Raw genomic sequence first — 25,229 nt, forward strand, 5'->3', positions numbered from 1 at the left:
GTGAAGGGTTGAGAATAGGTCCCCGCTTCCTATTCTCCACCGCCAAGCGAATGGATGTAGACCGCCAGTTCCTTGACCTTGGTTTCGCCAAGACGCGCTCCCCAGGCTGGCATGACGCCCTGCTTGGGTGCTCGAACCTGGTCGGCGATCGCCGTCTCGCCTGAGCCGTAAAGCCAGATCGCGTCGGTCAGGTCGGGTCCGCCCAGCTCCTTGTTGCCTTTTGCGTTGTCGCCATGACAGGCAACGCAGTTGTCGGCGAAGACCTTGGCGCCCGGCTGGATCAGACTTGCATCGTGGACCTTGCCTGACAGGCTGGCGACGTAGGCGCTGACCTGCGCAATCTGGTCGGCGGTGATGATGTCGCCGAAAGCCGGCATTTCCGACAGCCGCGTTTCCGCATCAGTCGCAAAGCGGATGCCATGCGTGATCGTCTGCTGGATCTGCTCGGCCGTGCCGCCCCATAGCCAGTCGTCGTCGTTGAGGTTGGGAAAGCCGGCTGACCCCTGGGCGCCAGAGCCGTGGCACTGCGTGCAGTTGACCTTGAACGCGGCGCCGCCAGCGGCGACCGCGAATTCGCGCAAGGCATCGTCCGCGGCGATCTCCGAGACCGTCTTCGACTCTACGGCCGCGACATACTTGCCCTTCGACACTTCTGCCGCGGCCAACTCGTTCTTGACGTCCTTGCGGCTCGAATAGCCGAGCACACCGGTTGTCGCGGAGTGCAGCAGCGGCCATGCCGGATAGGCGATCATGTAGCCGATCGCCCAGACGATGGTGACGTAGAAGGTTATGACCCACCAGCGCGGAAGCGGATTGTTCAACTCCCGGATGCCGTCCCATTCGTGGCCCGTGGTTGATACGCCGGAGATTTCGTCGAGGTGCTCGTCGCTCATGATCACTCGTCCTCAAGGGGAATCCGGGCAGCTTCGTCGGCCAGCTTGCGGCTGCCAGGGCGCAGCGCGAAGGCAACCGCGCCGACAAAGAAGAGCGCCATGGCGACCAGACCCCAGCTGTCAGCAAACTCCCGCATCAAATTGTATTCCATGGATAAAGCTCCTCAGCGGTAACCGGCGGCCTCGTCGTAGTTCTTGAAATCCACCAAGGTCCCGAGCATCTGCAGATACGCAACGAGAGCATCCATTTCGGTCACCTGTTGCGGATTGCCGTCGAAGTCACCGACCTTGGCTTTGGGATAGCGTTTCTCAAGGCCGGAGGTGTCCGCATTCGGGTCGGCCTGCGCCTTCAAGTCGGCATTGGCATTGGCGATCATGTCATCCGAATAGGGAACACCGACGCGCGCGTTCGCAAGCAGATGCGTCGAGAAGTCCTTCACCTCGATGGGCGCATCGTTCAGGAAGGCATAGCTCGGCATGACCGATTCCGGCACTACCGAGCGGGGGTCGGCAAGGTGCCCGACGTGCCAGGCATTCGAATAGCGGTCACCGACGCGGGCGAGATCCGGCCCGGTGCGTTTGGATCCCCACTGGAAGGGGTGGTCGTACATCGACTCCGCAGCCAGGCTGTAGTGGCCGTAGCGCTCCACTTCGTCGCGAAACGGCCTGATCATCTGGCTGTGGCAGAGGTAGCAGCCTTCGCGCACATAGATGTTGCGCCCGACAAGTTCGAGCGGCGAGTAGGGGCGCATGCCTTCCACCTTCTCGATCGTGTTGTCGAGATAGAAGAGCGGTGCGATCTCGACGATGCCGCCGATTGTCACAACAAGAAGGGAGCCCACAAGAAGAAGCGTGGCGTTCTTCTCGATAATTGCATGTCTATCCATCAAGCCCATGTTCTGGCTCCTTATTCGGCAGGCTGAAGGGCGGGAACGGAGCCGGGCATTGGCTGCTCCTTGCGCTGGTATCCGAGGATGGTCATGGTGATGTTCCAGGCCATGATCAGGGCGCCCGAGAGGTACATGGCCCCGCCGATGGCACGCATGACATAGTAGGGGTGCATGGCGGCGACGGTTTCGGCGAAGGAGTAGACCAGGAAGCCCTGCTCGTCGTACTCGCGCCACATCAGGCCCTGCATGATGCCGGACACCCACATCACCGCGGCGTAGACGACGATCCCGAGCGTCGCCAGCCAGAAGTGCCAGGTGACGAGCCTCAGTGAGTAGAGCCGTTGCCGGTTCCAGAGCTTCGGCACCATGTAGTAGATCGCGCCGAACGAGATCATGCCGACCCAGCCGAGCGCACCGGAGTGCACGTGGCCAATGGTCCAGTCGGTATAGTGCGACAGCGAGTTGACCGCCTTGATTGACATCATCGGACCCTCGAAGGTCGACATGCCGTAGAAGGCGATGGCCATCACCATCATGCGGATGATCGGATCGGTGCGGAGCTTGTCCCAGGCGCCTGACAGCGTCATCAGGCCGTTGATCATGCCGCCCCATGACGGCATCCACAGCATGATGGAGAACACCATGCCGAGCGTCTGCGCCCAATCGGGCAGGGCGGTGTAGTGCAGGTGATGCGGCCCGGCCCAAATGTAGAGAAAGATGATCGCCCAGAAGTGGATGATCGACAGCCGGTAGGAATAGACCGGCCGGTTCGCCTGCTTGGGCACGAAGTAATACATCATGCCGAGGAAGCCGGCGGTGAGGAAGAAGCCGACGGCATTGTGGCCGTACCACCATTGCGTCAGGGCGTCCTGGACGCCGGAAAAAGCCGAGTAGCTCTTGGAGCCGAGGAACGAGGCCGGCATCGACAGGTTGTTGATCACGTGGAGCATCGCGATGGTCACGATGAAGGAGAGGTAGAACCAGTTGGCGACGTAGATATGCGGCTCCTTGCGCCTCAGGATCGTGCCGAGGAACAAGATGAGATAGGCGACCCAGACGATGGTCAGCCAGATGTCTACGTACCATTCGGGTTCCGCGTACTCGCGGCTCTCGGTGATGCCGAGCAGATAACCGGTCGCGGCCATGACGATGAAGAGCTGGTAGCCCCAGAACACGAACCAGGCCAGATCGCCGCCGAACAGCCGCGCGCGGCAGGTGCGCTGTACGACGTACATGGACGTGCAAAGCAAAGCATTGCCGCCAAAAGCAAAGACGACGCCGGATGTGTGCAGCGGCCTCAGTCGGCCGAAATTGAACCAGGGCTGGATGTTGAGGTCGGGGTAGGCGAGCTGCAGCGCAATGACGACGCCGACCAGCATGCCGACGACACCCCAGAACATGGTGGCGATGGCGCCATACCGGATTGGACCATCCATGTAAGCGGATGGGTCGATCGGAGCGGCCACTTCGAAACTCGTGTTGCGGAGGAGGATAGCGACAAAACCGAGCAGCACAAAAAACAGCACCCACATATGCTGCCGGAAAGGCTCATCCACCCCAAAGCCTGCGGCCACAAGAGCTGCAAATGTGAACAGGCTCAAAGCGAAGATTTGAGTGCCGAACTTCATGAGATGTCCCCGACCCGGATTGTTATGCGCGGACGCCAATCCGCATCGACACCAATTCCGCAGTCGCCGCGTCGCCGCCTTGATCCATGTCAAGGCTAGTTCTTTTTGAATTGGGCAGCTTCGATCGCGCAAACGATCAGGAGGCTGCCGTTGAACAGGGAGAAGGAGCTGGGATCGTCACTGAGCGAAACAAGCCGCGAAAATTCGATACTGGCAGCTCGATCTGGCCGAGAGGTGGTTCCGGCGGCGGTGATGAAGCGCGCGCATCTGGAAAAGCTGCTGCTCTGCGAGGCCCTCGAAAAAATCGCCGACACGCTGCCAAAGGTCGATCGTTTGAAATGCCTGAGCACGGCAAACGCGATCGTCCCGCTGTTGCGAAACATCCATCAATATGAAGAGACGGTCATCTTTCCGGCCTACGAGGCTGCGTTGAGCAGCAGCGATGCCAACCTTGCTTCAACCCGGCGACTGCGTGCCGAACATGTCGAGGACGAATGCTTTGCCGGCGAGGTGACTGAAATCCTGCTGGCGATCGGCCATGGCGAGACGGTCGAGAATGCCGAAGCTGTCGGCTTCATGCTGCGCGGCTTCTTCGAAAGCTTGCGCCGGCATATCGCCTTTGAACGCGAGCACGTCTTGCCAATGATCGGGGTCGTCGATTGATCCTAGACGCCAGAGCGTCGCTGCAGCCGGGTCAAATTGTCGACGGTGACTTCCCGGTTGTTCTCGATCCGGATCACCCCATCCGATCGCAGCCTGGTCAACTGGCGGCTCACCGTCTCGATCGTCAGACCCAGGAAATCGGCGATGTCGGCGCGGGTCAGCGGCAAATCGAAACGTGTCGATTTGGCGGTTGGGTCAAGCGTCGGCTCGATGTTGCTGGCGATCATCAGGAGAAAGCTCGCCACCTTCTCCGAAGCACTTTTGCGCCCCAGCGTCACCATCCAGTCGCGGGCTTCGTCGAGTTCGTTCAGTGTCTGCTTGAGAAGTCGATGCTCGAGTTCCGGTGATTCCTTCATCATCCGTTCGATAGCGGCCTTTGGAAACGAACACAGGGAAACGGCGGTTGCAGCTTCGGCGTTGATTGCGCTTTCCACCTTGAACGGCCGCCCCAGAAAATCGGGGGCGAATTGAAGGCCGACAATCTGCTGGCGTCCGTCCGACAGGCTCTTTGTGAGCTTCACCACGCCTGAAAGCACGTTCGAATAGCTGTCGACAGCCTCGGTGTCGCCTATCAGTTCTGCGCCCGGTTCAACGGTATGCTTCGATGAGGTCTTGGCCAGGCCCATCAGTTGATCGGGATCGAGCGCGCCGCAAACGCCATGATGGCGCGCTTCGCACGATTGGCAAAGCACGGGAATGCCGGAACTGTGAACGTCTTGGCGCACCGTCATCTTGATCGTCCAAAGGGTTCCATGTGCCCGCAACGTAACCATCTGCGGACAAAAAAACCTTGTGGCAGTTTGTCCGGGGGCGGCTTTGACCGAAATCAAGGCTGCCGGCGTCCAATTTGACCAATGTCGCGCCATGCAAAGTGGAGCGGATAGGGACATGCGGCCAGAATTAGTTGCCAGACTTGGCGAAAACGTGCCGCGCTATACGAGCTACCCGACAGCGCCGCATTTTAATGCAAGCGTTGACGCTGCCGTTTGTCGTGACTGGCTGCAGGCGCTCGACGAGGGCGACGAGATCTCGCTCTATCTGCACATCCCCTACTGCGACAAGCTTTGCTGGTTCTGTGCCTGCCATACCAAGCAGACACGCCATTACGAGCCGGTGACCACCTATCTTCGTTCCCTGCATGCCGAAATCGCCACCGTCGCCGGTCTTGTTGCAGGCAGGGGCCGCGTGCGTGCTGTCCATTTCGGCGGCGGTTCGCCGACCATGCTCAAACCCGAAGATTTGGTGACGCTGGGAGCTGTCTTGCGCAACAGCTTCGCCATTCTTCCCGACGCCAAGATCAGCGTCGAAATCGAACCCAATGATATGGACGGTGCCCGCCTCGACGCGCTTGCCGAAATCGGCATGACAAGGGCGAGCCTCGGCGTCCAGGATTTCGATCCGAAGGTGCAGAAGGCAATCAACCGCGAGCAGAGCTTCCTGCAAACCAAGACGGTCGTTGACGGCGTTCGTTCGCGCGGCGTCGAATCCGTTAATCTGGATCTGCTCTACGGCCTGCCGCACCAGACCAGGGAGAGCGTCGCGTCTACAGTCGCGCAGGCACTGACCCTGGAACCGGACCGGATCGCGCTTTTTGGCTACGCCCATGTTCCGTGGTTCAAGAAACATCAGACGATGATCGACGAGGCCTGGTTGCCCGGTCCGGCGGAACGGTTTGCCCAATCGCAACAGGCCGCGCAGGCGATCGTGGACCAGGGCTACGAAGCAATCGGGCTCGACCATTTCGCCAAGCCGGGCGATGCGCTGGCGCTTGCGGCCCGCGCCGGGACCTTGCACCGGAATTTTCAGGGCTACACCGAGGATCGTTGCGAAACCTTGATCGGCCTCGGCCCATCGTCCATCAGCCAGTTTCGGCAAGGCTATGCACAGAACATGCCTTCAACCGCCGAGTACGGGCGTATGGTCGCAGACGGCGGGTTGGCCGCTGTCCGGGGGATTGCGTTTTCCCAAGACGACCGCGTTCGCGGTTGGATCATCGAGCGCCTGATGTGCGATTTCGGCTTCTCCGCAATCGACCTGGTGGAGCGCTTTGGCGAGGCCGGCCAAAGACTTCTCGTCAAGGCGAGTTCCACAGCCCTCCACGATCCCGCGCGGTTGCTTGAGCTCGATGGTGACCGCTTCGTCGTGCCGGCGGAAAGCCGTCCCTTTGTCAGGGGCATCGCGGCAAAGTTCGACAAGTATTTTGAAATCGGCAAGGCTAGGCATTCGGTAGCGGTCTGAGCATCGGCTGCAGTCGGATGGGAGGCCTACATCCCGATCTGAACAGCGCAGATCGTCGACCGCGTCAGGAATCGCTTCTCCGCCCGTTGTCTAGTGAGAACATGCCGCCGCGGCCTGGCACCACGTCGATAATGAGATCGGTATGCTTCCAGGCCTCGAATTGCGAAGCTCCGATGTAGAACGGCGCGTTACCGATATGGCCGAGCAACACATCCTGATCGCCGACGATAAAGCCAGCACGCGGATAGCACATCGGCGAAGATCCGTCGCAGCAGCCGCCGGATTGATGGAACAGCACGGGTCCATGCTCGGCAACAATCTCGGCGATCAGTTCAAGGGCTTCCGGCGTCGCCGTGACTTTTGCATGCATAGTCTAATTCGGTTTCCAGTCATCATGGGCGCGGCCCCGTGGAGCCGCGCGCATGAGCGAAGTGATCAGAAGAAGCCGAGCTTCTTCGGGCTGTAGCTGACCAGCATGTTCTTGGTCTGCTGATAGTGGTCGAGCATCATCTTGTGGGTTTCACGGCCGATGCCGGACTGCTTGTAGCCGCCGAAGGCCGCATGCGCGGGATAGGCATGGTAGCAATTGGTCCAGACCCGCCCAGCCTGGATTGCCCGTCCGAAGCGGTAGGCGCGGTTGGCGTCGCGTGTCCAGACGCCGGCGCCGAGACCGTAGAGCGTATCGTTGGCAATGCTGAGTGCTTCGTCGTCGTCCTTGAAGGTCGTGACCGAAACCACCGGCCCAAAAATCTCCTCCTGGAAGATGCGCATCTTGTTGTGACCCTTGAACACCGTGGGCTGCACGTAGTAGCCGCCCGCCAGGTCACCGGGCAGGAGATTGCGCGCGCCCCCGGTCAGCAACTCGGCGCCTTCTTGGCGGCCGATGTCGATATAGGAAAGAATCTTCTCCATCTGCTCCGACGAGGCCTGAGCGCCGATCATCGTCGCCGGATCGAGTGGATCGCCCTGCGCGATCGCCTCGACGCGCTTGAGGGCGCGTTCCATGAATCTGTCGTAGATCGATTCATGGATGAGCGCGCGGCTCGGGCAGGTGCAGACCTCGCCCTGGTTCAGCGCGAACATGACAAAGCCTTCGATCGCCTTGTCGAAGAAATCGTCGTCTTCGGCGACGACATCCTTGAAGAAGATGTTGGGTGACTTGCCGCCGAGCTCGAGCGTCACGGGGATCAGGTTCTGGCTGGCATACTGCATGATCAGCCGGCCCGTCGTAGTCTCGCCCGTAAAGGCGATCTTGGCAATGCGCGGCGACGATGCGAGCGGCTTGCCGGCCTCGAGGCCGAAGCCGTTGACGATGTTGAGCACGCCCGGCGGCAGCAGATCGCCGATAAGATCGGCCCAGAGAAGGATGGCGGCCGGTGTCTGCTCGGCGGGCTTCAGCACCACGCAATTGCCGGCCGCAAGCGCGGGTGCAAGCTTCCAGCATGCCATCAGCAGAGGGAAGTTCCAAGGAATGATCTGGCCGACTACGCCGAGTGGCTCGTGGAAATGATAGGCAACGGTATCATCGTCGATCTGCGAAAGGCTGCCCTCCTGGCCGCGCACAGCACCGGCGAAATAGCGGAAATGGTCGATAGCCAGAGGCAGGTCGGCCGCTGTCGTTTCCCGGATCGGCTTGCCGTTGTCCCAGGTTTCGGCACGGGCGAGGAGATCGAGGTTCTCCTCCATGCGGTCGGCGATGCGGTTGAGGATAAGCGACCGCTCTGCCACGCTGGTGCGTCCCCAGGCATCCTTGGCGGCATGTGCTGCATCCAAGGCCGCCTCGATATCCTGAGCGTCCGAGCGTGCCACCTCGCACAGCAATTGACCGTTTACCGGCGAATAGTTCTCGAAGTAGCGGCCGGACCGCGGCTCGGCCCATTCGCCGCCGATGAAATTGCCATACCGCTTGTCGAAGGGCGCCTTGACCGAGCGTGAGAATTCAACCTTGTTCATTTGTCTTCCTCCCGAAGCTGACGTCGCGGGATGCGACGCTTCGGAAGAGACTTGCGATTTCCGCCGGTGGTTGTCACCGCGCCGGTCACGGTGGTCGGGTATGATGTGTCGCAGAATTGCGACAGTCATGAGAGCTTGGGCGTCAGTGTGACCGGTGGACATCCAGACGGTTGAGCTTGCGGTGAAGCGTCGCGCGGCTGATCCCAAGCGCTTGAGCTGCGGCTGAGACATTTCCGCCAGCCCGCGCGAGCGCACGCTGGAGGGCTCCTCGCTCGGCTTCAGCGAGAACTTTAGGGCCAATCTCGGCCCAGCCGAGTAGATCGGCGGCGGGCATCGGTTTGTCGAGACACTGCTGCGTAATTCCAAGCGCCAGGCGCGCTGAGCGGGTCGCGCCGACCACGAGATCGTCCGCATCAACGGCGATCAGCGCGCCGGAACCTTTGTCGGTCACCGGCGCGAGCAGAATGCGCGCCTTTGGAAATGCCATCTTGAAGTCCTCACCTTCGATCCGACGCACCGCGTCGACCACCGCCATCGAAATGAGATTGGCGAAGGCTTCGGTCAGATCAGCCCGGCAGGACGACACGTCAAGCGCGGCTAAAAGTTTCCCTTCATGGTCGTAGATCGGAGCGGTTGTGCAACTGAGCAGCGTGTTGCGCGTATGGAAATGCTGGTCACGGTGAATTGTCAGAGCGCGCCGCTCGACCAGACAGGTGCCGATCCCGTTGGTGCCCTGGCTTTCCTCGTTCCATACGGAGCCAGTCCACAAACCCCAGGAATGAAATGTCTCGTCATCGACAGGCGCACCACGCCGTTCGACCGGCACGCCGTCACCATCGGCAAGCAGGACACAGCATCCGACGCCGCATACCGCAAGATAGAGACGATCCAGACACGCTTGGGCAGCGTGGACGAGAGGTTCGATGCGTTGCCGGGCCTGCTCCAGTTCGGCCTCCGTCAGATAATGTGGAGGGCTGCGGTCAGCTGGATCGAGCCGATGCAAATTGGAAGAGCGACGCCAGGAGGCAACCAGTGCGGATTTCGCCGCAGCGTCCGACGCAATCGCCGCCTGGACGCGGGCAGCATGATGATCATATAGACCCTCGCGCATTACTTATCCTCCCCAACCTAAGGTCTTTCCTCCGTCATGGCCGACCGGTTTGCGGTCCGATCAGCCCGCAGTCAATTCGTCGAAAGAAGCAGATCGCTCCCTCTTTCCTCGGCCCCCATCGACAAAGCCTACCAACAGAATGCCACGCAATCATTGATCAGGAGCAAGTCTGAGCATCGTTTGGTCAGAAATGCTCGCCGGCCTTGAACGGGCCGATGCGGGTGCCTGCTGCGATCAGGTAGGCTGTCGACCAGCCAATGAGAAGGAACCCATTCACGCCCTCAAGAGCCGCCAGGACACGCCACGCATGGGCGGGCACGATGTCGCCGTAGCCAACCGTCGAGAAGGTAATGGTGGAAAAGTACAACGCGGTTTCGAAATCCCCGAAGATATCGAGCAACCGATATAACCCTGCCCAGAGCCAGACCTCGACAGTCATGACTGCAAATAGCCCCATCACCACGCTGATCATCGCGACGATGCGGCTGCGGCGCCCGTGCATGCGAAACCGGGCGACTAGGTGCCCCATCGCGTGTGTGACGACGATCAGACCAAATGTGTGGACGAGAACCGTCAGACTTATGACGACTGTGCCGATGAGCAGATTGAGGATCATGGGCGAAAGCTAGATGACGTACGGATCTGGGTCCTTGTGCGAAATCAAATCCTCTGCAGCATACTCCAAACCGCGACGGGGACTGCGTCGCACGAACGCATTGGTTGCGATTTCTGACGGCAACGTCACTCAGGCTTTGTGTGCACCACGTGTGCAGTGAGAGACGTATTTACCAAAAGCGGCTTTCAGCTGCGGCGGCAAAATCGTAACATCGGTTACGTTTTGATAGACATATGTCGCTAAATTTCCCAGTCTTTCCAACCGTATATTGGACGGACTGAGGCAGAAAAAAGATAATGAAATTAGTATGTTAAAACACAAAGTTGCCACTGCACCCATGATGGATGGGACAGATAAATAAATATAATCAGTTAGTTGCGAGATGTTATGTGCAAAAATCGCACACGAAAGTTCTTCTTTTCTTCTTTTTTCGTTCCCACGACTGAGCCGCCGACAGCTCTTTTCGGACGCTCTTTTGCCGACGATATTGACCACCCCGTTGCGGACGTTCGCTGCGATATCCGTGACCCGTATTGTCCGATACGGTTTCCAATTTGCCTCGGGGTGTTCTCGGAAGCTTTCGAATATTCTGTCTTGCTCCTCCAGCCGAATTGCGCGTGCTTTGGGACGTCCGGTCACAATGTGGGAGAAATGTGATCATCGGAAACGTTCGCTCACCATCTGTGTTCGAGACGGGAGAGCGCTACCGCCTTTCCCCCACTCGGAGAGCATGCGATATTATCTACAGTGTCGGGCGGTTGATGGGCCTGTCTCGGTGCCGCAAAGACCGGTAGGGGACGGGAGAGTCTGACCCGAAACTATCCACCATGCGAACGGCAGCTTCGCGCCCAAGTTGGCCGTTGAGGTCCGATGCGCCAATTCTCAAATCCGGACATTGTCAGCGGCGCGACAAGAGATGCTGCGCAAGGCACTACATGGCGGCTTCCTGTCCATCTCCTTCATGTCCTGAAAACGGTCCGCGATCCGCGGGTGGAGTCGTCCGCCGTCCGCCGCGCCAATGGCAACCACGATCTCGTCCGCGGCTGGGCACTACGACCGATCAGGGCACGCATTCGACCACCACGAGTGGAACGAACTCGAACTCCGCCAAGGACTGCGCTCCGGGTCAACAAACTGGCAGCGCCAAGCAGGCCGCGCCAGGTCAACAGGATACCGACGCTAACTCGGCTGCTCCTGGCCAGATGGAAAAGACCATGGAAGGCTGCTGACCTGCCTTGGACCTGTCCCAGGTTGATGCATTGCGGTCGATTCTTAGGTTGTCGCCGCATTCGACAGCCCGTCGTGCTAGGCCAGCGCGGCGGGTTTATAGCAGGACTATAGTCCTGCATTTCGCAGCGAAGGTCCAAGCTGTGCCACTTGGTTCTCTACTTGTCCGATGACGGTTCCCTTAGATTAGCTAGTCGACATATATATTATCGCCGCCCGCATGCTGTGCCATGTTGGTTCACCCTAGTGGCACCTGTTTTGCACTGCCTGCGACAGCAGGGGAAAACCAACACCCCAGCGAGTCCCGTTATCCCTGGGACGGCCCGCCGCTGCCGCGAATGGGGCGGCGGGCTTTTTTCTTATTCGGTGAAACGAACGGTCATGCCGTAAGTTGGCTTCCCAAAGGAGGAGCCCGATGAAAAAGGATGGCGATGGACCCGTGGACAAAGGCAAACAGCAACTGCTTGCCCGACGTTTGTCTGAAGAAGTCGGCATATCAGAACCTGAGGCGCGCACTCTGCTCAAGCTTATCGGCACGGTGGAATTCACCGCTTCGTGAAGCCCGATTTTTGAAGGAGCGTCGTTAGAAGTCCGCCGCCTATTGGGGCGCCGGCGGCGGACCTGTTAAGCGGCTACATCCTTGGGAATCGACCGCTCACAGGGTTAATGTGCCACATGGAGGCCAGTTCCATGTTATTACACAGCGGCAAGAGCATCCACTTCCGCTTTATCCGGCATAGGCCATCAGGCGTAATTGGTAGCAACGCCATTGTCTAGTATCATATGGGGCCTGGTCATTAGGCCCACCCTCGTGCCCAGCATGGTCGGCACGGTCACTCAACTCGATGCTTCGGCTGCTTAATCGTGCCGACTACTGCCCGACGTCTGCTGCTGCCGGTGGAAAGAGCCAGTTCCAAGGGCTGGTGCCCTGGCCGTTCGTGCCAAATGACCTGGCGTAGGTTGGTCGCCCCGTTGTCCGCATATGGGGCGGGTGTAGAAATTCTCCCGCTCGTCGGCTGGCTCGCCGCCGTGCTGCTTGCCGGGGGATGGGGGTCCAAGTTAATGAGCAGGGGTCGCTCAAGGTGTTGCTAATATACAGCACCCGACAGCATCTCTAACGCATCGCGCGCCGATTCGCTTCCATTGGCCACCCTGTTTCGTCAAAATCACAGCGAACAATGCGAGGCGGTGAGATGGACAAACGGCAAGATAACAAGACCATTGAGCTGTGCTGTCTGCTAGCCGTGCCGGTATCACTGCTCCTCACTGTGGTATTCGCTGGGATGGTCCTTGGCTGACTAACGCACTGTGGGCGTTACCAGCCGCACAACATCAAGCGCGACCGTCACCACCGGGCCACCCAGGCTGACGGTTACGGCGTCCTTCTCGACCCGTGTGACGCTGCCGATCAGTTCCATGGTCTGGCCTTTGACCACCTTCGTGGTGCTATCCCGAACGGAATGGGGAAATCCGTAGGTCGGTATTGACACGCTGATCCTGTCGTCAGTGACGCGTCGAATAATGGTGGCGTCGATCGCCACCTCATCGCCGATGTTGAGACCTCTAGCCATGCACTGGAGTCTGGTGCGGCCGTCTCACGGGTCAAGTAGCGGAACCGAATATGCGCTTTGAACTTATCGGCTGATGAGCACACGCGGGATCGCTTTCTCGATCGGTGGATGGCAGAGCACCTGCCCAACGCGATGACTGATGATCCAGTGGCGGTTAGCGACCTCGCTGACGAAATGATGAAATCTGCGGAGCGTGAGGGAATCGGTGCCGACGAGATCAACGAGAGGTCGACAGCGTCTTTGAGGTGATCTTCGAGGCGATGCACCACCGGGAAGGCAGCTTGGCCGAATAGCCCTTGCCGTCCAGGTCCGAGTGAGGAATCACCGCAGCCATCTTTCACGATAACGATGCAGCCCGCGAGCATCTTGAAGCAATCCGCTGGGCCGATGGCGTCTATTGCCCGCATTGCGGCAATACGGACGGCGAGACGATCCGCAAGCTGGCTGGCAAATCCACGCGTCCCGGCCTGTTCCAGTGCAACGCCTGCCGTGAGCATTTCACCGTGACAGTTGGCACCGTTATGGAGCGCTCGAAAATCCCGCTGTCCAAGTGGGTGCTCGGCTTCCATCTCTACGCTTCGTCCAAGAAGGGCATGAGCGCTCACCAGTTGCACCGTATGCTCGGCGTTACCTACAAGACCGCATGGTTCATGGCTCACCGCATCCGCGAAGCGATGAAGGAAGACGTGAAGTCATCCGGCCCGCTTGGTGGCGAAGGCAAGATCGTGGAAGCCGACGAAACCTATTTCGGGCCGAAGGACACGATCAAGAAGCGCACCATTCGCGGCAAGCCGTCCAACTCGTCCAAACGTTCTATCGTGGCGCTGGTCGAGCGCGGCGGCTCTGTCCGTTCCTTCCATGTCGAGCGTGCTACCAAGGCGTCTGTCCGCGACGTGCTGGTCCGCAATGCCGACCGCAAATCGACGCTCATGACCGACGAGTCCAACTTCTATCCGATCACCGGACGGGAGTTCGCGGACCACGCTACCGTCAAGCACACTGGTGGCGAATACGTTCGTTACGAAGCCGACCGCGTCGTCCACACCAACACGATTGAGAACGTGTTCTCAGTGTTCAAGCGCGGCATGGTTGGCGTCTATCAGCATTGCGGCGAAAGCCACTTGCATCGCTACTTGGCCGAGTTCGATTTCAGGTACAATCGCCGTGCGGCCCTTGGTGTAACCGACCGCGAACGGGCCGACGATTTAATCCGGGGCACGTCGGGCAAGCGGCTTACTTATCAACAAACTGACGAAACCGCTCACGCTTAAGCAGAAAGCGGCGGCATTCATGCGCTGGCGGAAACGTCAGCGCTTTCGATCCGAAGATTGACTCTTCTTGTCCTTTGGCTTCCCCTTCGTCTCGTGCTTGGACGGAGGGGTTTTCAGCGCGCGCCGCAATGCTGCATCGCGCCGCTTGGCGGCTTCTTGGTCTGAATAGGTCTCTTTTTCCATTCGGCTAGAATACCACGCTGAAAGCGGTTGGTCATGGCATTGTCAGAGGACGAACGTTCCCGCCTTTTGGTCAGCACCAGGGGCGCCGCCGGCGCCTTTGTTGAAGATATGGAATACCTGTGTGAAGCCGTTGAGCGAAAGGAGACATCGCGCGGCGAGATACGGCGCATAAGCGCTATTTTGCGCCGTCTGGTGGTGGACCGCGACCTCGGCATCGTCGCCGGTCCTAGGCTAGGTAAAATCACTATAACGGCTCCCGATAACCGCGCCTTTTACCGCGTCGCTGAAAAGCTGGAATATTTAATTTTCGTCAGCGGTGGGGCAAAAGTATTCGAGGCATGGATAGACCGCATAAATGTCCTCATAACCGACAGGCCGGCGAATGCGAGTGAGGCTGATGTTGCAAAGAAGTTGCTTGCCAAGCTCCCCACAGACGACAGAGCTACATGGAAGGTTCAATTGACCCTTGACCAGTTCGCACAGCAAAAGGTTCTTTTCTATCGCGGGTGCTGGGTGACACGTCAGCAGGTCATCAAATACATGGCCAACATATCCTCGGGTGTTCATTCCGGTGCGCCGACCGAAAAATTCGATCTGGCGCTTGCACAGCTTCGCCACTCAACCGGGGTAACGATTACCGGCCCTACCAGCGTTAATCTGGATGTTTTCAAGGGTGGGCTGCATTCGCAGGAAACTGCAGTAACGCACAGTCGCGATTCTGTGGATCTAGTGCTTGTGGAAACTCTTGCCGCCGCGACTTGGCTTACCGATTCACCAAGGGTTTTGCAGTTGGAAAATGCTGTTCGCGAGGAGCTAGGTTTGCCAGAAGCCGCTCCTCGGTCGCCAAAAGAATAGCCGCGACCAGCATTTCCGGTTCTTCCGTTTCCGGGTCCCAATTACGCCATGCTTCGACACCAGCCCGCATCACATCGGGGCTGATTTCAAACTGTCTTTTTCTGGTCATCATAGGAACTTTCCTAAGTTCCGTGACGTGCCGGCCTGTCGCTCAAATCGATAGCAGCAAGAGTCGGCTATGTCACGTATATAATTAGGAATATAATCCTGCCGTTGCGGCGATCCCCCTCAAACGGAGTTCGCACAAATGCCAAGATCGAAACCTTCCAAGCAGTTATCACAGGCTGAAATCGAACGCTTTCTGGTGGCAGCGGAAGCGCTGCACCTGAGCATCGTCAAGCCGTTCATATCGCCGCACTGCGACCACTACAGACAGACACGCGTCTTACATGAGGTGCTTTTGAAAGCCGTGCGGGAAGTGACCGGCAAGGAAGTCGAGTTCATCCGCTGGAACACTACTGGGCCGGTGCTGCCTCCTTCGGCTGGTGACGCGGAACATTAGCTATCTCTGAAAGTTGTTGCATGCGGCACGCGATGCTCACCCCGTGACTGCCGAAGATCGGGATCTTCACCGGCTCCCGATCGGCCCGCGCCTCCCGCAAGTGGCGCGGGCTTTCCCTCTTTGAAGAAGTACCTCATGTCCCAATCGGTTGAACCGCCCATATTGCCAGAGGATAGCCCAGATCGTGAGGTCAACTGCGAAGTCGCCTTGGAAGCCGCATTCGCGGCTCTCGTGACTGCCTCAGAAGCGCAAGGGTGGACGCCACAGGAAACGGCTGCAACTCTGCTTAAAATCGCCACGGAACATGCCGACCGGCTTATGCACGGGCGCCTACCACAAAGGGCGAGGACATCACGCCGAAGCTGAAACCGAAGCGATAAAATGGCCGACGCCAGGGTGGGAGCTTTTGGGCTGTGCGGCGCCGGCCAAGCGGACAATCAGGTCCGCCGCATTCGAAGATATGGGCCGGTTCGGCCTTTGTGCGTTATAGCGTGATCGCGGAAGCGCCGGCTCTATGCGCTCCCGTCCGTCTCGCTCTCCTCGTCAATCATCCGGACTGGCAGATAGGCATTCGTTTCCAGCCACTCACGCAATCGTCAGCCCTCCTCTCGGCAACGAGGCTCGTTGGGGTCCTTGTCGTCTTTGCGACCGTCATTGAAATGTTCCAACAGCATCGGGAACGGGGCGACTCACCACTCTCCTTTCCTCGTTGGGTGCTCGGTCGGCCGGATCTGCTCCTCGCTATCTTGATCTCGCCTGCCGGCTTGTTCGCTTACATCCTGTTTTTGTATGTCACTGTCGGCGACGGCTTTGCGTTCCTACACGTCCAACGCGCCTTTGGACGAGTGGCTGGGAACCCGATCCTGTTTCTGTGGGACGGACTCTCAGTGTTTCCCAAGACTGGATGGCTGCCAACGGCGCCCCAATGGAGTGCGCTCGCGGCAATCGCCGGGCTGGCGCTATCAATCGTGCTGATGGCTCGCAAACAATATGGCGCTGGTATCTTCTGCGCGATCAGCATTGTCGTGCCATTGATCACGAATCTGGCCTCCATGGTCAGATACGTCATTGGGCTTGCGCCTCTGATACTGTTGATGGCGGTCTTGCTGTCGGCGTCGAAACTGACCTGGATAGCCGCTTTGTTTCTCTTCCTGGTCGCCTGCTATTTCATGACGGTGGCGTGGATTGGAGGCTACCTTGCTCTGGTCTGACGTCCGCAACCCCTACGGACGCGCGATCTCGCTTGGGGGTTACGCGCTCGCCGCGGCTTTGGCCGTGTCTGAAATCCTCATCCTTGCGCTGGCTCTCCATCCGAATGTCGACCCCGACTATCGTGCCTATTACATCGACCGCACGACAACCTGCCTCAACCGCGATACTGTTGGCAGCTACTCACTCGGTCAGACAGTGTCCTTCCGGTCCGACGGCGCCAAACAAGCTGCCAGCATGAAAGTTTGTGGCTGGTCGGGGCCAGCAGCCGACGGCACACATTCGCTGGGTGAAACCTCGCGGCTTCGCCTGCAGATACCGCCGCTTCGCGACGGCGTAAAGGCAACGCTACAAATGGCCGCTGTCATTCGTCCGCCACAGATGACGCAGAGGGTGATAATCTCAGTGCATGGCGCATTAGTGCATAAGGTCACGCTGTCGGGCAAGCAACCGACGACCGTCTCGTTCTTCATTCCGCGCGCAGCTTTTTCGAACGCTAGCACGTTCGAAATGACCTTTGACTATCTCGACGGGATCCTGCCCAGCAAGGCCGCCAGCAACATTTACGAACGCTCTATCAAATTGGTGTCGTTTCGACTGGACGCCGTTTAAGCATTATCGCCGCTGGCGGGAGCGGTTGCCGTGCCGACCCGACGGCGATCAGCAAAAACCCACCGGTCAAGGACGAAGAAATTGATGGCGGGGACAAGCAGGCACGTAATCAGGACGGGAATGACGAGCGGCAAGCCCAGCTTCACCGTCATAAATGCCGGCGCGCCATAGGCAATGGCAAAGCCTGTTGCCGCCAGCAGGAGAAAACGTGGAACTTCGGTTCGATGCGACCGGCCCGACACGAACGTCAGGTATTTGTGCGCGAGATACGAAAACAAGGTGGCTGCGGCATATGCCCCAAGCGAAGCCTGGATGGGCGTGAAACCGAGCCGTTCCGATTTGGAAAAAGCGGCAGCCAAAGCGGCATACAGAATTGTGGCGGCTATGCCGACCAAGCCGAAGCGTGCCAGCTTGAGCGTGTCGTCGCCGGCAGACCAGTGCTCAGGCACGCGCACTAGACACATGCTGTGCTCCCAGTGGCAGGCGAGCGAGCATACGCTCGACTTTTCGGGCAAACAGCCCGCCTGAGGGCAGCAGCAGGAAGTGCTCGGACCGAATGTCGGTGAAGCCTGTCATTTGCAAGAGTGACGCCGTTTTGGCTGCGCTGAGCAGCACGGCATCTCGGTCGAAGGGACACCGGAACACAGCCAGACGCGTCAGCGGGTTATAGGGATTGTGCTCGATGATGCAGGCGACACCGCCCGGGCGAACGACGCGCCGCATCTCGCGTACGAACTCAAGCCAGGAAGCTGGCGGTACATGATGGACGACGCAGCTGGCGAAGGCCAGATCGAAGACGCCGTTGTCGTATGGCAGGGTCAGGCTGGAGCAGGCCTTGTACACGACGCCCGGATTTTCCTCCCTGGCACGCAGGATCGAGTCCAGCGAGATGTCGCAGCCGTCCAGGGACGCGAAGGCGCCTTTGAGATGTGGATGGAGAACGCCTACGCCGCAGCCGACATCAAGCGCCCGCACACCCGAGCCATCAGGGCCAAGCCCTCGTTCAACCACAACGCGTCGGAGAAACTCGGCCTTGGCCTTAAGAAAGAAGTCGTGCTTAAGCCCTGAAAATCGGATCGATCCCTGGACAGTCTCGTCATAGCTGGATCTATAACTGTCGAAGAGTTCGGACATTGGCCGGCACTCCAATCCGGGATTTTCGAGGCGATCTTCGGTTCTTGACGCGAACGGAAGGCATCGCCCGGTCGAAGCCGGTGAGGCGATCGATCACGTAAAGCGGGCGCCGTTTCACTTCGGCGTGGATGCTTCCGACATACATCCCGACCACGCCGGTCATGAAAAGGTTGATGCCGCACAGGAGCGACACAATCATCACCGTCGAGGTCCAGCCGGCAACAATGCCGGCTTCAAAAGCCCAAGCATAAATTGCAAACGCACCAAAGGCGACGGCCAGCGCAGAAATGGCCAAGCCACCCCAGAGCGCCAGGCGCAGCGGCCGTTCCGAGAAGCTGACGATGGCGTGAGCAGCAAGATGCACCATCTTCCAGAATGGATATCATGGGCTCGTGCGGGACGTTCGAACGGCACCGCCGCCTGCTTGAATCCCATCCAGCCAAACATGCCCCTGACGAAGCGATCCTGTTCGGGCATCTGTCTGAAAGTTCTCAGCGCTTTGGGGCCGACCAACCTAAAATCTCCAACGTCGCGCGGAATGTCTACAGTCGTCATCTTTTCCAGCAAGCGATAAAAGAGACTTGCCGTGAAGCGCTTGAACCAGGATTCGCCTTCGCGTTTAACGCGCCGGGCATAAACAATCTCGAACCCTTCCTTCCACTTCGCCACCAGGTCGAGGACCACCTCGGGTGGGTCTTGGAGGTCGGCATCCATGACGATGACAGCATCCCCCTGGGCGGCGTCCATACCGGCTGTTATTGCTATCTGGTGCCCAAAATTGCGGGAAAGCTCGATCAGCCGAAAACGAGGCTCGGCGGCAACCACGCACCGAAGGTATCTGACACTGCCATCGCGGCTTCCATCATCGACGAAAATAGCCTCGGTCTCACCGTCCAGCTGGTCGATTAACAACCTGATGCGCTCGACCAGGCGAGGCAGAACTTGTTCTTCGTTGTATATCGGCAGAACCAGCGAGTAGCGCAGCGACACGTTCGCTCCGGTCCTGGTACCTTGGATTACAGTGGCCTCCATGCCGATGAAATGAAACGCCAGCCCCAAAGTTCCATAAGGCATTACTAATTTAAGTCACTGTGCCGTAGATGTGATCCAGCTTTGCCGGGGCAACGCCTGCGCCTAGGAGAACGATCCCGCGGTCGCAGATCCCGTTGGCATTATGCCGAGCTGTTGGGAGAGTGCTGAGTTGCTAAGCCCTAACCGCGGCGCCAGATCAGAGACGGATGTTTCTCCCTCAGCAAGAATCATTAGCGCGAGAAGGCGCTTTTCATTAGCCGGCCGCGAGCAGATCGGCGGACGGGACATAATGCTGGGCTTTTCAGATTCACGATGTTTCCCGCTGACCATCGCTCATGCGTCGAGCGGGGCCTTGCGCAGGCCGTCAAATGTAAAGACCCTCCGCCCCATACACGGCAGCGGCGGGCGTCCTAAGGAGGACGTGCCAGGATCGTCGGGGCCCTGGCGCGCCAAAACTATTGGTGGTTGTTCCATCAGAAAGGGCTTCGCTGTCTGACGGCCAGCGTCGGCGGCTAAGCGCCTTAGCTCCTGGATTGCCCCTTCTTCAAAGCTTGGGAACCCTTAGCTTCGGCAGCAAGGCGTTGTTCTCGAAGTCGCGCAGTTTTCAAATAACGCGCCTCTTCTCGGCCGCGTTAGCAATTTTTGCCTCACGGTCTGCGCGCTCCAATCGGTCTTTGTCGACGCTTCGCTGGGACACTTTGGCCTCCTGCCAGAAGACCGTTGAATTTGCTGTTCGCTAAATTGTTCCCGTCAATTCGGCGACTACCTTCCTGACGCTTGCGGGCACCAACAAAGCAAAAGCCCGACACCGGTATTGGCGGGCTCGTGGAGAGGCAAGCAATTTGGAGGAGAAGGGTACTGGTCAACTAGCTTGCCCCATAGCGCTTCCGGCATCAAAGGGCCGGACCGCAACGCCGCATGTCGGCCGTGGAGACGAGTTTCTTCTCGTGGTGAAGCAGGCGGCGACAGCATCGACGTCCGGACGTGAAGGCACGGGCGCGTTGTCGTCAGTGTAGAGAGCTGATCGATATCGTAACGATTCCGCAGTTCGGCAAGCACCTCGGACCGTAGAACCGCGTACAGCGAGCCTAGCAAGCACTTCGGATTAGTGTTCATGTCCAGGGGGCGATACGGTCATCAGCACTCGCAGCGACGTCGGGTGAAAGCTTGGCGGGTGCGTCGGATCTGGACAACCACGCCGGTGAAGTTTGCCACTCATTGCGGATGGCTCGGCTCTGAGGTAGTTTACACATTCGGATGAGGAAGGTGCCTGCTGCCGCGACGGTTTTTCACTGCTTTTTGGGTTGCTGTCTTGGCGGATTGTGAGTTCTTCAACAGACCTTGATGCCGCAATCTGGGGAACTTGCGGCCGTCAGGATGTGGCGGTTGAGGCGGTTTGCCATGCTCCGACTTTGCGGATTGATCGCGGTCTTCGTCATAGCGACCCTGACGAGCTTCGCTGCGTCGGCCGACCGAAGGATTGCCCTGGTGATCGGTAATTCCGAGTACCGCGAAATTCCCGCTCTCAAGAATCCTGACAAGGATGCCGAGGACGTATCCAAGACGTTTCGGTTGGCTGGTTTCGAAGTGTTCGTCGCCAAGGATCTCACAAAGCTGCAGTTCGAGGAACAGTTCCGCAACTACCTCGCGGCGGCGGATGGCGCCGATCTGTCCGTCGTCTACTATTCAGGTCACGGCTTTCAGATTGGTGGCGAGAATTTCCTGATCCCCGTCGACGCCTCGCTGAAGAATGCGGCCGATATAGAAGTCCAGGCGATCAAGCTGGACGATGTGCTGCAGCAATTGCGCGCGAAATCGAAGATCCAGGTGATCATCCTCGATGCATGTCGCAACAATCCGTTCCCGCGCAAGGATTATTGGCTGAGGGACCAGCTGATCACGGCGGGCAACACCGGCCTTGCACAAGTCAGAAGTTCCTTGAACACGCTGATTGCCTTTGCCACCGAGCCAGGGGCGGTCGCCTATGATGGAGCGGGAGACCTCAGCCCGTTTTCATCCGCATTCTCTCGTCGCGCGCTGGCGCCGAACCAGGAGATACGCACGGTCATGGCCGCGGTCCGCCGCGATGTGGTCAAGGCCACCGACGGCAAGCAGGTTCCGTGGGAAAACTCCTCGCTCATCGACGAGGTTGTCCTGATGCGCCGTACCAGCCGGCCCTCATTGCCGCCAGTTCTGGAGAAGGTCGTGCCGTCGGGTGTCGGGCCTGTTGCCCTGGACCTGCCGGAACCGGTCGACGTCGATGGCGGCTCGATCACCGTCAGCATCGAAAGGCCGCTTGCGCTCGGACGCCTGCTGCTGGACGGCAAGGCTGTCGCAGTGGGCGAACAGATCCAGGGCAAGGACCTGCCGCGCCTGAAGCTGGATGTTCCCAAGGGGGCCGGTGCGACGGAAGAGGTGGACATGCTGGCCTACGCCACGCATGACAACTGGGGTGGCGAAGCCCAGGGCATCATGGTGTTTCGTGTCAAAAGCGGCCAGGGCGCCGAGGGCGAACAGATTGTGGCCTCGCTCGAGACTGAGCAGAAACAGCAAGTGCTGGAGCGAGGCATCCACATCACCGGCGCCGCCGAGGCGATCGGAAATCGGCAGATCAGCGTCCCGGTCGGCGTCGGCCCGGTTCCGCTGAAGCTGGACTTCCCGACCAAGGATCCCGCTGTTAGCCTGAAACTCGCGTCCTATCCGGCAACCGGAACGCTGTCCCTGCCGGATCGTGCCCTGTCGCCGGAGTCGAGCCTGATGGCGGACGAGGTCGACCAGCTACGCTACGAACCCCAGATCGGTGCCGCCGAGCCGGTCGAGGTCGGCTTCGAAATCCGTGCGGACAGCAGTTCCTCCAAGCCCGCCACGATGAAGCTGTCACCAAGCGTCGATCCTTGCGACCAGGCTGCAGGCGAACCTCTCGATCTGCAAGGCGTTGTCCCCGGCCTGCTGCCGAATGAAATCGGCACCAGCGCTGTGGAGGCCTGCGAGGCTGCGGTGAAGGCTTATCCGGATGTGCCGCGATTCCGCTACGAACTCGGACGCGCGCTGCTGGCGGCCGGCAAGGTCAAGGAAGCGAAGACAGCCATCGAGGATGCCGCCAAAAACGGGCACGTGCGCGCCGTTTTCGAACTCGGCTACTTGTATGCGACCGGAACCGGCATGGCCATCGACCGCGCGCAGGCCAACGCGCTTTACGCGGCGGCGTCCGACAAGGGCGATCCCTACGGCATGACGTCGTGGGGCCGCGCCTTGTTCAATGGCTATGGCGTCAAGCCTGATACCGCCAAGGGCCTGGACCTCCTGCTCAAGGGGGCGGCGATGGGGCATACCTATGCCATGAACGACCTCGCCGCGATCTTCACGGAAGGCCGCAACGGCGTACCCGCCGATCCGGCCCGCGCCGTTGCCTTTTTGAAGGCAGGCGTCGAGCGGCAGGACATGTATTCGATGAACCTGCTCGGCCGTAATTACCTGGCCGGTGTGGGCATCGAGAAGGATCCCGGGCAGGCGCGAGGGCTATTCCAGAAGGCTATGGATCTAGGCCAGCCCTACGCTCCGGCCAGCCTTGCGCGCATGTACCGGGATGGCGTTGGTGTCGAGCAAAACCTCGACGAAGCGCAAAGACTGTTCGAGCTGGCCACGGCACGCGGCGATCAGTCCGGCGCATATGATCGCGCGGCACTCGAAATGCAGAAGGGCGCCAATGCCGACCAGGCGATAGCGGTGCGCTATCTGGCCTTCGGGGTCGCGCTTGATCTTCGCAAGGAAATGCCGGGCGCCCAGACGACGCTGACGAAATTCGCAGTGAAGACGAAAACGGCGACTCTCAAGCAATTGCGCGGCGAACTCAAGTCGAAGATCCCGGCGAAGGGCTCGCTTGACGAACAACTGGTCAGCGCGGCCAGAGCGGTCTGGGAGCAAGCCAATCCGCGTCGGGACTTGTTTTGATCAATGAGGAGGCAATCGTGGGCAGGGCAGTGAAGCAGGCATTGATCGCCACAGTTTTATCCATGGCTCTGGCGGCAGTGACGGGCTGCATGTCCGTTGCTCCAAAGGCCGAACCGACGGTGACGACGACAAAGCACAGGCCGAAGCTCATTCGCACGACGACCACGCCAAAGATCACCAAACAGAAGAAGGTTGTCGCCAAGAAACTCGTCGAACCGACTGAGGAAGCCACCGTCCCCCGGCCGGTCGTTCCCGCCATGGGTGCAGGCGGGAGCAGCGGCAGCGGCGGCGGCAGCGGCGGCGGTGGCGGTTGGGGAGGTTGACCAAGCATTGAGGGCTAGCGGTAGCTATGACCATGTTCTGATCATAGCAGCACTGACTTCCTCATTGTTTTCCCCAAAGCGCAGTCCTCGGTCTTGAGAGCAGTATGCCAACAATGGGGCAGACACCAGTTCTTCGCCGGTTCTCCAGCATTCCCAGGATTTTCGGGAGTTGCTCGCCAACCAGTCGCAAGTGCTCTATGCTCCCGCCAGGTGTCGTGTCGATAAGGTGGTCCTGGGGCAGGGGCGTTCCATGTTCGAAGTCGTCGCATTCTGGTGGAAAACGAGGCTGAAAGGTCCCGTCACACGAGGTCTTGGCCTTGTCGTTGCGCTTTCCGGCTTGCTGCTGCTCGGATCGCAAGCCGCCAACGCCGCGCCGAACTGGACGCTTGATCCCACAGCTTCAGTCATCACCTACCAGTCGGTCAAGAAGAACACGATCGTCGAGACAAACAAGATCAGGAACATTACCGGCACGCTCAGCTCAGCGGGTGATGCCAAGGTCACCTTCGACCTCAATTCGGTCGATACCGGCGTCGACTTGCGCAATGTTCGCATGCGCTTCCTGTTTTTCGAGACCTTCAAGTACCCGACGGCCGAGCTGACGGCCAAAGTGGATCCCGCCGCATTCGCCGATCTCGCGACAAAGCGCAGGGTCAAGTCGACGCTGCCTTTCCGTCTCAATCTGCACGGCGTTGACAAGGACCTCGAGGCCAGCATCGTCGTGACCATGATCAGCGACACCATGGTGTCCGTCGCTTCGGAGGCTCCGGTCGCTGTCCATGTCGAGGATTTCGGCCTGCTGCCGAACGTCGACAAACTCCAGCAGGCGGCCAATGTGACCAACATCGTGCCCACCGCGTCGGTGTCGTTCGACTTCGTCTTCACCATCGACGGCAGCAAGCCGGCCGCCACCCAAACCGCCGCAGCGAGTCCGGCCGATGTCGGCCCGGTTGCCACCGACGCCGCAAAGGCGAACTTCAGCGATGAGGAATGCCTGAACAGGTTCGCGGTGCTCTCGCGCACCGGCGCCATCTACTTCCGGCCGGCCAGCGCGCGGCTCGATGCGAAGAGCCGGCCGTTGCTGACGGAGGTCGAAGGTGTCGTCGGCAAATGCCCAAGCCTAAAGGTCGAGGTTTCCGGCTATACCGATTCCGACGGCTCGCCGGAGGCGAACAAGCAATTGTCCGAACGGCGAGCCCAGGCGGTCGCCGATGCCATTGTTGCCGCGGGGATTCCGCGCACGCAGATTACGGCCACCGGGTACGGCGAGGAGCGGCCGGTTGCCGCCAACGATACGCCCAAGAACAAGGCGCTCAATCGGCGGATCGAGTTTTCCGCTACCAAGCTCTGAGGTTGCGGTGAGGTCC

24 protein-coding genes and 2 pseudogenes are annotated in these 25,229 nt (G+C 59.4%); 11 read left to right on the forward strand and 15 right to left on the reverse strand.

All coding sequences use genetic code 11. The features are described 5' to 3' along the window. Positions 1–29 precede the first annotated feature (29 nt). From ccoP to ccoN, 4 genes are read right to left on the reverse strand one after another with little or no spacing between them, the layout of a single operon-like run. On the reverse strand, positions 30–893 hold the full coding sequence (gene ccoP / locus NKJ04_RS16740) for a cytochrome-c oxidase, cbb3-type subunit III (protein ID WP_352676476.1): 864 nt from the start codon (positions 891–893) through the stop codon (positions 30–32). Between the two features lie 2 nt (positions 894–895). Beyond that, positions 896–1,045 carry a CcoQ/FixQ family Cbb3-type cytochrome c oxidase assembly chaperone gene (locus tag NKJ04_RS16745; protein WP_027035450.1) on the reverse strand — a complete coding sequence of 50 codons (150 nt, stop codon included), beginning with the start codon at positions 1,043–1,045 and terminating at the stop codon, positions 896–898. A 12-nt stretch (positions 1,046–1,057) separates the two neighbouring features. Then, on the reverse strand, positions 1,058–1,789 hold the full coding sequence (gene ccoO / locus NKJ04_RS16750; protein ID WP_352676479.1) for a cytochrome-c oxidase, cbb3-type subunit II: 732 nt from the start codon (positions 1,787–1,789) through the stop codon (positions 1,058–1,060). Positions 1,790–1,800: 11 nt separating this feature from the next. Further along, positions 1,801–3,411, reverse strand: coding sequence for a cytochrome-c oxidase, cbb3-type subunit I (gene ccoN, locus NKJ04_RS16755; RefSeq protein WP_352676482.1), 1,611 nt, complete (start codon positions 3,409–3,411; stop codon positions 1,801–1,803). 252 nt (positions 3,412–3,663) lie between these two features. On the opposite strand from ccoN, the gene NKJ04_RS16760 reads away from it, so the two are divergent. Then, complete coding sequence (locus NKJ04_RS16760; RefSeq protein ID WP_352676601.1) at positions 3,664–4,074, forward strand: hemerythrin domain-containing protein; 411 nt, start codon at positions 3,664–3,666, stop codon at positions 4,072–4,074. 2 nt (positions 4,075–4,076) lie between these two features. Here the strand turns inward: NKJ04_RS16760 and NKJ04_RS16765 are convergent, their stop codons facing one another. After that, entirely contained in the window at positions 4,077–4,805 is a 729-nt protein-coding gene (locus NKJ04_RS16765; RefSeq protein WP_352676485.1) for a Crp/Fnr family transcriptional regulator, read from the reverse strand. Positions 4,806–4,962: 157 nt separating this feature from the next. Here NKJ04_RS16765 and hemN point away from each other — a divergent pair, with 157 nt between their 5' ends. After that, entirely contained in the window at positions 4,963–6,312 is a 1,350-nt protein-coding gene (gene hemN, locus NKJ04_RS16770; protein WP_027035445.1) for an oxygen-independent coproporphyrinogen III oxidase, read from the forward strand. 26 nt (positions 6,313–6,338) lie between these two features. On the opposite strand, the pseudogene NKJ04_RS16775 reads toward hemN, so the two are convergent. The 4 genes and pseudogenes from NKJ04_RS16775 to NKJ04_RS16790 form a co-directional block, all read right to left on the reverse strand. Next, positions 6,339–6,682 (reverse strand): annotated as a pseudogene (locus tag NKJ04_RS16775) (DUF779 domain-containing protein). A gap of 65 nt (positions 6,683–6,747) precedes the next feature. Further along, positions 6,748–8,265, reverse strand: a complete 1,518-nt coding sequence (gene adh, locus NKJ04_RS16780; RefSeq protein ID WP_352676488.1) for an aldehyde dehydrogenase — start codon at positions 8,263–8,265, stop codon at positions 6,748–6,750. Positions 8,266–8,407: 142 nt separating this feature from the next. Then, the gene (locus tag NKJ04_RS16785) at positions 8,408–9,376 is read right to left on the reverse strand and encodes a helix-turn-helix domain-containing protein (RefSeq protein WP_352676490.1); all 969 of its coding nucleotides are present in this window, start codon (positions 9,374–9,376) and stop codon (positions 8,408–8,410) included. 184 nt (positions 9,377–9,560) lie between these two features. Then, the gene (locus tag NKJ04_RS16790; RefSeq protein WP_352676493.1) at positions 9,561–9,992 is read right to left on the reverse strand and encodes a potassium channel family protein; all 432 of its coding nucleotides are present in this window, start codon (positions 9,990–9,992) and stop codon (positions 9,561–9,563) included. Between the two features lie 1,642 nt (positions 9,993–11,634). On the opposite strand from NKJ04_RS16790, the gene NKJ04_RS16795 reads away from it, so the two are divergent. After that, positions 11,635–11,778, forward strand: coding sequence for a hypothetical protein (locus tag NKJ04_RS16795; protein WP_352676496.1), 144 nt, complete (start codon positions 11,635–11,637; stop codon positions 11,776–11,778). Positions 11,779–12,517: 739 nt separating this feature from the next. On the opposite strand, the gene NKJ04_RS16800 is transcribed toward NKJ04_RS16795, so the two are convergent. Further along, positions 12,518–12,790: a hypothetical protein gene (locus tag NKJ04_RS16800; protein ID WP_127297385.1), complete on the reverse strand. Its 273-nt coding sequence runs from the start codon at positions 12,788–12,790 to the stop codon at positions 12,518–12,520. 320 nt (positions 12,791–13,110) lie between these two features. Here NKJ04_RS16800 and NKJ04_RS16805 point away from each other — a divergent pair, with 320 nt between their 5' ends. From NKJ04_RS16805 to NKJ04_RS16825, 5 genes are all read left to right on the forward strand, one after another. Beyond that, positions 13,111–14,061 (forward strand): IS1595 family transposase, encoded by a 951-nt coding sequence (locus NKJ04_RS16805; protein WP_352676603.1) that lies wholly within the window; start codon positions 13,111–13,113, stop codon positions 14,059–14,061. A gap of 216 nt (positions 14,062–14,277) precedes the next feature. Beyond that, entirely contained in the window at positions 14,278–15,099 is an 822-nt protein-coding gene (locus tag NKJ04_RS16810; RefSeq protein ID WP_352676499.1) for a hypothetical protein, read from the forward strand. Positions 15,100–15,346: 247 nt separating this feature from the next. Continuing rightward, positions 15,347–15,601 (forward strand): hypothetical protein, encoded by a 255-nt coding sequence (locus tag NKJ04_RS16815; RefSeq protein ID WP_127297387.1) that lies wholly within the window; start codon positions 15,347–15,349, stop codon positions 15,599–15,601. A 491-nt stretch (positions 15,602–16,092) separates the two neighbouring features. Beyond that, positions 16,093–16,812, forward strand: coding sequence for a hypothetical protein (locus NKJ04_RS16820; RefSeq protein ID WP_352676502.1), 720 nt, complete (start codon positions 16,093–16,095; stop codon positions 16,810–16,812). Continuing rightward, entirely contained in the window at positions 16,799–17,422 is a 624-nt protein-coding gene (locus NKJ04_RS16825; RefSeq protein ID WP_352676505.1) for a hypothetical protein, read from the forward strand. Before NKJ04_RS16820 ends, NKJ04_RS16825 begins: the two co-directional genes overlap by 14 nt. On the opposite strand, the gene NKJ04_RS16830 is transcribed toward NKJ04_RS16825, so the two are convergent. The 5 genes and pseudogenes from NKJ04_RS16830 to NKJ04_RS16850 all read right to left on the reverse strand — a co-directional run bounded on the left by NKJ04_RS16830 (position 17,419) and on the right by NKJ04_RS16850 (position 19,918). After that, a complete protein-coding gene (locus NKJ04_RS16830; RefSeq protein WP_502897936.1) occupies positions 17,419–17,886 on the reverse strand; it encodes a GtrA family protein in 468 nt (155 codons plus the stop codon). The genes NKJ04_RS16825 and NKJ04_RS16830 overlap by 4 nt on opposite strands. Next, positions 17,864–18,556, reverse strand: a complete 693-nt coding sequence (locus NKJ04_RS16835) for a class I SAM-dependent methyltransferase (protein WP_352676510.1) — start codon at positions 18,554–18,556, stop codon at positions 17,864–17,866. Before NKJ04_RS16835 ends, NKJ04_RS16830 begins: the two co-directional genes overlap by 23 nt. After that, the gene (locus tag NKJ04_RS16840; RefSeq protein ID WP_352676616.1) at positions 18,531–18,923 is read right to left on the reverse strand and encodes a hypothetical protein; all 393 of its coding nucleotides are present in this window, start codon (positions 18,921–18,923) and stop codon (positions 18,531–18,533) included. The genes NKJ04_RS16835 and NKJ04_RS16840 overlap by 26 nt, the downstream gene beginning before the upstream one ends. Before the next feature lie 185 nt (positions 18,924–19,108). Beyond that, positions 19,109–19,630, reverse strand: a pseudogene (locus tag NKJ04_RS16845) (glycosyltransferase family 2 protein); the annotation flags it as partial. A gap of 60 nt (positions 19,631–19,690) precedes the next feature. Beyond that, positions 19,691–19,918: an ArsR family transcriptional regulator gene (locus NKJ04_RS16850; protein WP_352676512.1), complete on the reverse strand. Its 228-nt coding sequence runs from the start codon at positions 19,916–19,918 to the stop codon at positions 19,691–19,693. Positions 19,919–20,989: 1,071 nt separating this feature from the next. On the opposite strand from NKJ04_RS16850, the gene NKJ04_RS16855 reads away from it, so the two are divergent. From NKJ04_RS16855 to NKJ04_RS16865, 3 genes are all read left to right on the forward strand, one after another. Next, positions 20,990–23,539, forward strand: coding sequence for a caspase family protein (locus tag NKJ04_RS16855; RefSeq protein WP_352676514.1), 2,550 nt, complete (start codon positions 20,990–20,992; stop codon positions 23,537–23,539). Between the two features lie 17 nt (positions 23,540–23,556). Next, positions 23,557–23,862, forward strand: coding sequence for a hypothetical protein (locus NKJ04_RS16860; RefSeq protein ID WP_352676517.1), 306 nt, complete (start codon positions 23,557–23,559; stop codon positions 23,860–23,862). Positions 23,863–24,112: 250 nt separating this feature from the next. Continuing rightward, a complete protein-coding gene (locus NKJ04_RS16865) occupies positions 24,113–25,213 on the forward strand; it encodes an OmpA family protein (protein ID WP_352676520.1) in 1,101 nt (366 codons plus the stop codon). Positions 25,214–25,229 lie beyond the last annotated feature (16 nt).

The organism is Mesorhizobium sp. M0618, from assembly GCF_040320765.1.
In the GTDB taxonomy this organism is placed as follows: domain Bacteria; phylum Pseudomonadota; class Alphaproteobacteria; order Rhizobiales; family Rhizobiaceae; genus Mesorhizobium.

What these genes read in the sequence shown, in the direction of transcription:
- hemN (WP_027035445.1), top strand. Translation starts at nt 4,963, where the DNA reads ATGCGGCCAGAATTAGTTGCCAGACTTGGCGAAAACGTGCCGCGCTAT.
- NKJ04_RS16815 (WP_127297387.1), top strand. Translation starts at nt 15,347, where the DNA reads ATGCCAAGATCGAAACCTTCCAAGCAGTTATCACAGGCTGAAATCGAA.
- NKJ04_RS16840 (WP_352676616.1), bottom strand. Translation starts at nt 18,923, where the DNA reads ATGGTGCATCTTGCTGCTCACGCCATCGTCAGCTTCTCGGAACGGCCG.
- NKJ04_RS16830 (WP_502897936.1), bottom strand. Translation starts at nt 17,886, where the DNA reads ATGTGTCTAGTGCGCGTGCCTGAGCACTGGTCTGCCGGCGACGACACG.
- NKJ04_RS16745 (WP_027035450.1), bottom strand. Translation starts at nt 1,045, where the DNA reads ATGGAATACAATTTGATGCGGGAGTTTGCTGACAGCTGGGGTCTGGTC.
- NKJ04_RS16810 (WP_352676499.1), top strand. Translation starts at nt 14,278, where the DNA reads ATGGCATTGTCAGAGGACGAACGTTCCCGCCTTTTGGTCAGCACCAGG.
- NKJ04_RS16835 (WP_352676510.1), bottom strand. Translation starts at nt 18,556, where the DNA reads ATGTCCGAACTCTTCGACAGTTATAGATCCAGCTATGACGAGACTGTC.
- ccoN (WP_352676482.1), bottom strand. Translation starts at nt 3,411, where the DNA reads ATGAAGTTCGGCACTCAAATCTTCGCTTTGAGCCTGTTCACATTTGCA.
- NKJ04_RS16765 (WP_352676485.1), bottom strand. Translation starts at nt 4,805, where the DNA reads ATGACGGTGCGCCAAGACGTTCACAGTTCCGGCATTCCCGTGCTTTGC.
- NKJ04_RS16795 (WP_352676496.1), top strand. Translation starts at nt 11,635, where the DNA reads ATGAAAAAGGATGGCGATGGACCCGTGGACAAAGGCAAACAGCAACTG.
- ccoP (WP_352676476.1), bottom strand. Translation starts at nt 893, where the DNA reads ATGAGCGACGAGCACCTCGACGAAATCTCCGGCGTATCAACCACGGGC.
- adh (WP_352676488.1), bottom strand. Translation starts at nt 8,265, where the DNA reads ATGAACAAGGTTGAATTCTCACGCTCGGTCAAGGCGCCCTTCGACAAG.
- NKJ04_RS16790 (WP_352676493.1), bottom strand. Translation starts at nt 9,992, where the DNA reads ATGATCCTCAATCTGCTCATCGGCACAGTCGTCATAAGTCTGACGGTT.
- ccoO (WP_352676479.1), bottom strand. Translation starts at nt 1,789, where the DNA reads ATGGGCTTGATGGATAGACATGCAATTATCGAGAAGAACGCCACGCTT.
- NKJ04_RS16855 (WP_352676514.1), top strand. Translation starts at nt 20,990, where the DNA reads ATGCTCCGACTTTGCGGATTGATCGCGGTCTTCGTCATAGCGACCCTG.
- NKJ04_RS16800 (WP_127297385.1), bottom strand. Translation starts at nt 12,790, where the DNA reads ATGGCTAGAGGTCTCAACATCGGCGATGAGGTGGCGATCGACGCCACC.
- NKJ04_RS16785 (WP_352676490.1), bottom strand. Translation starts at nt 9,376, where the DNA reads ATGCGCGAGGGTCTATATGATCATCATGCTGCCCGCGTCCAGGCGGCG.
- NKJ04_RS16865 (WP_352676520.1), top strand. Translation starts at nt 24,113, where the DNA reads ATGTTCGAAGTCGTCGCATTCTGGTGGAAAACGAGGCTGAAAGGTCCC.
- NKJ04_RS16850 (WP_352676512.1), bottom strand. Translation starts at nt 19,918, where the DNA reads ATGGTCAGCGGGAAACATCGTGAATCTGAAAAGCCCAGCATTATGTCC.
- NKJ04_RS16760 (WP_352676601.1), top strand. Translation starts at nt 3,664, where the DNA reads ATGAAGCGCGCGCATCTGGAAAAGCTGCTGCTCTGCGAGGCCCTCGAA.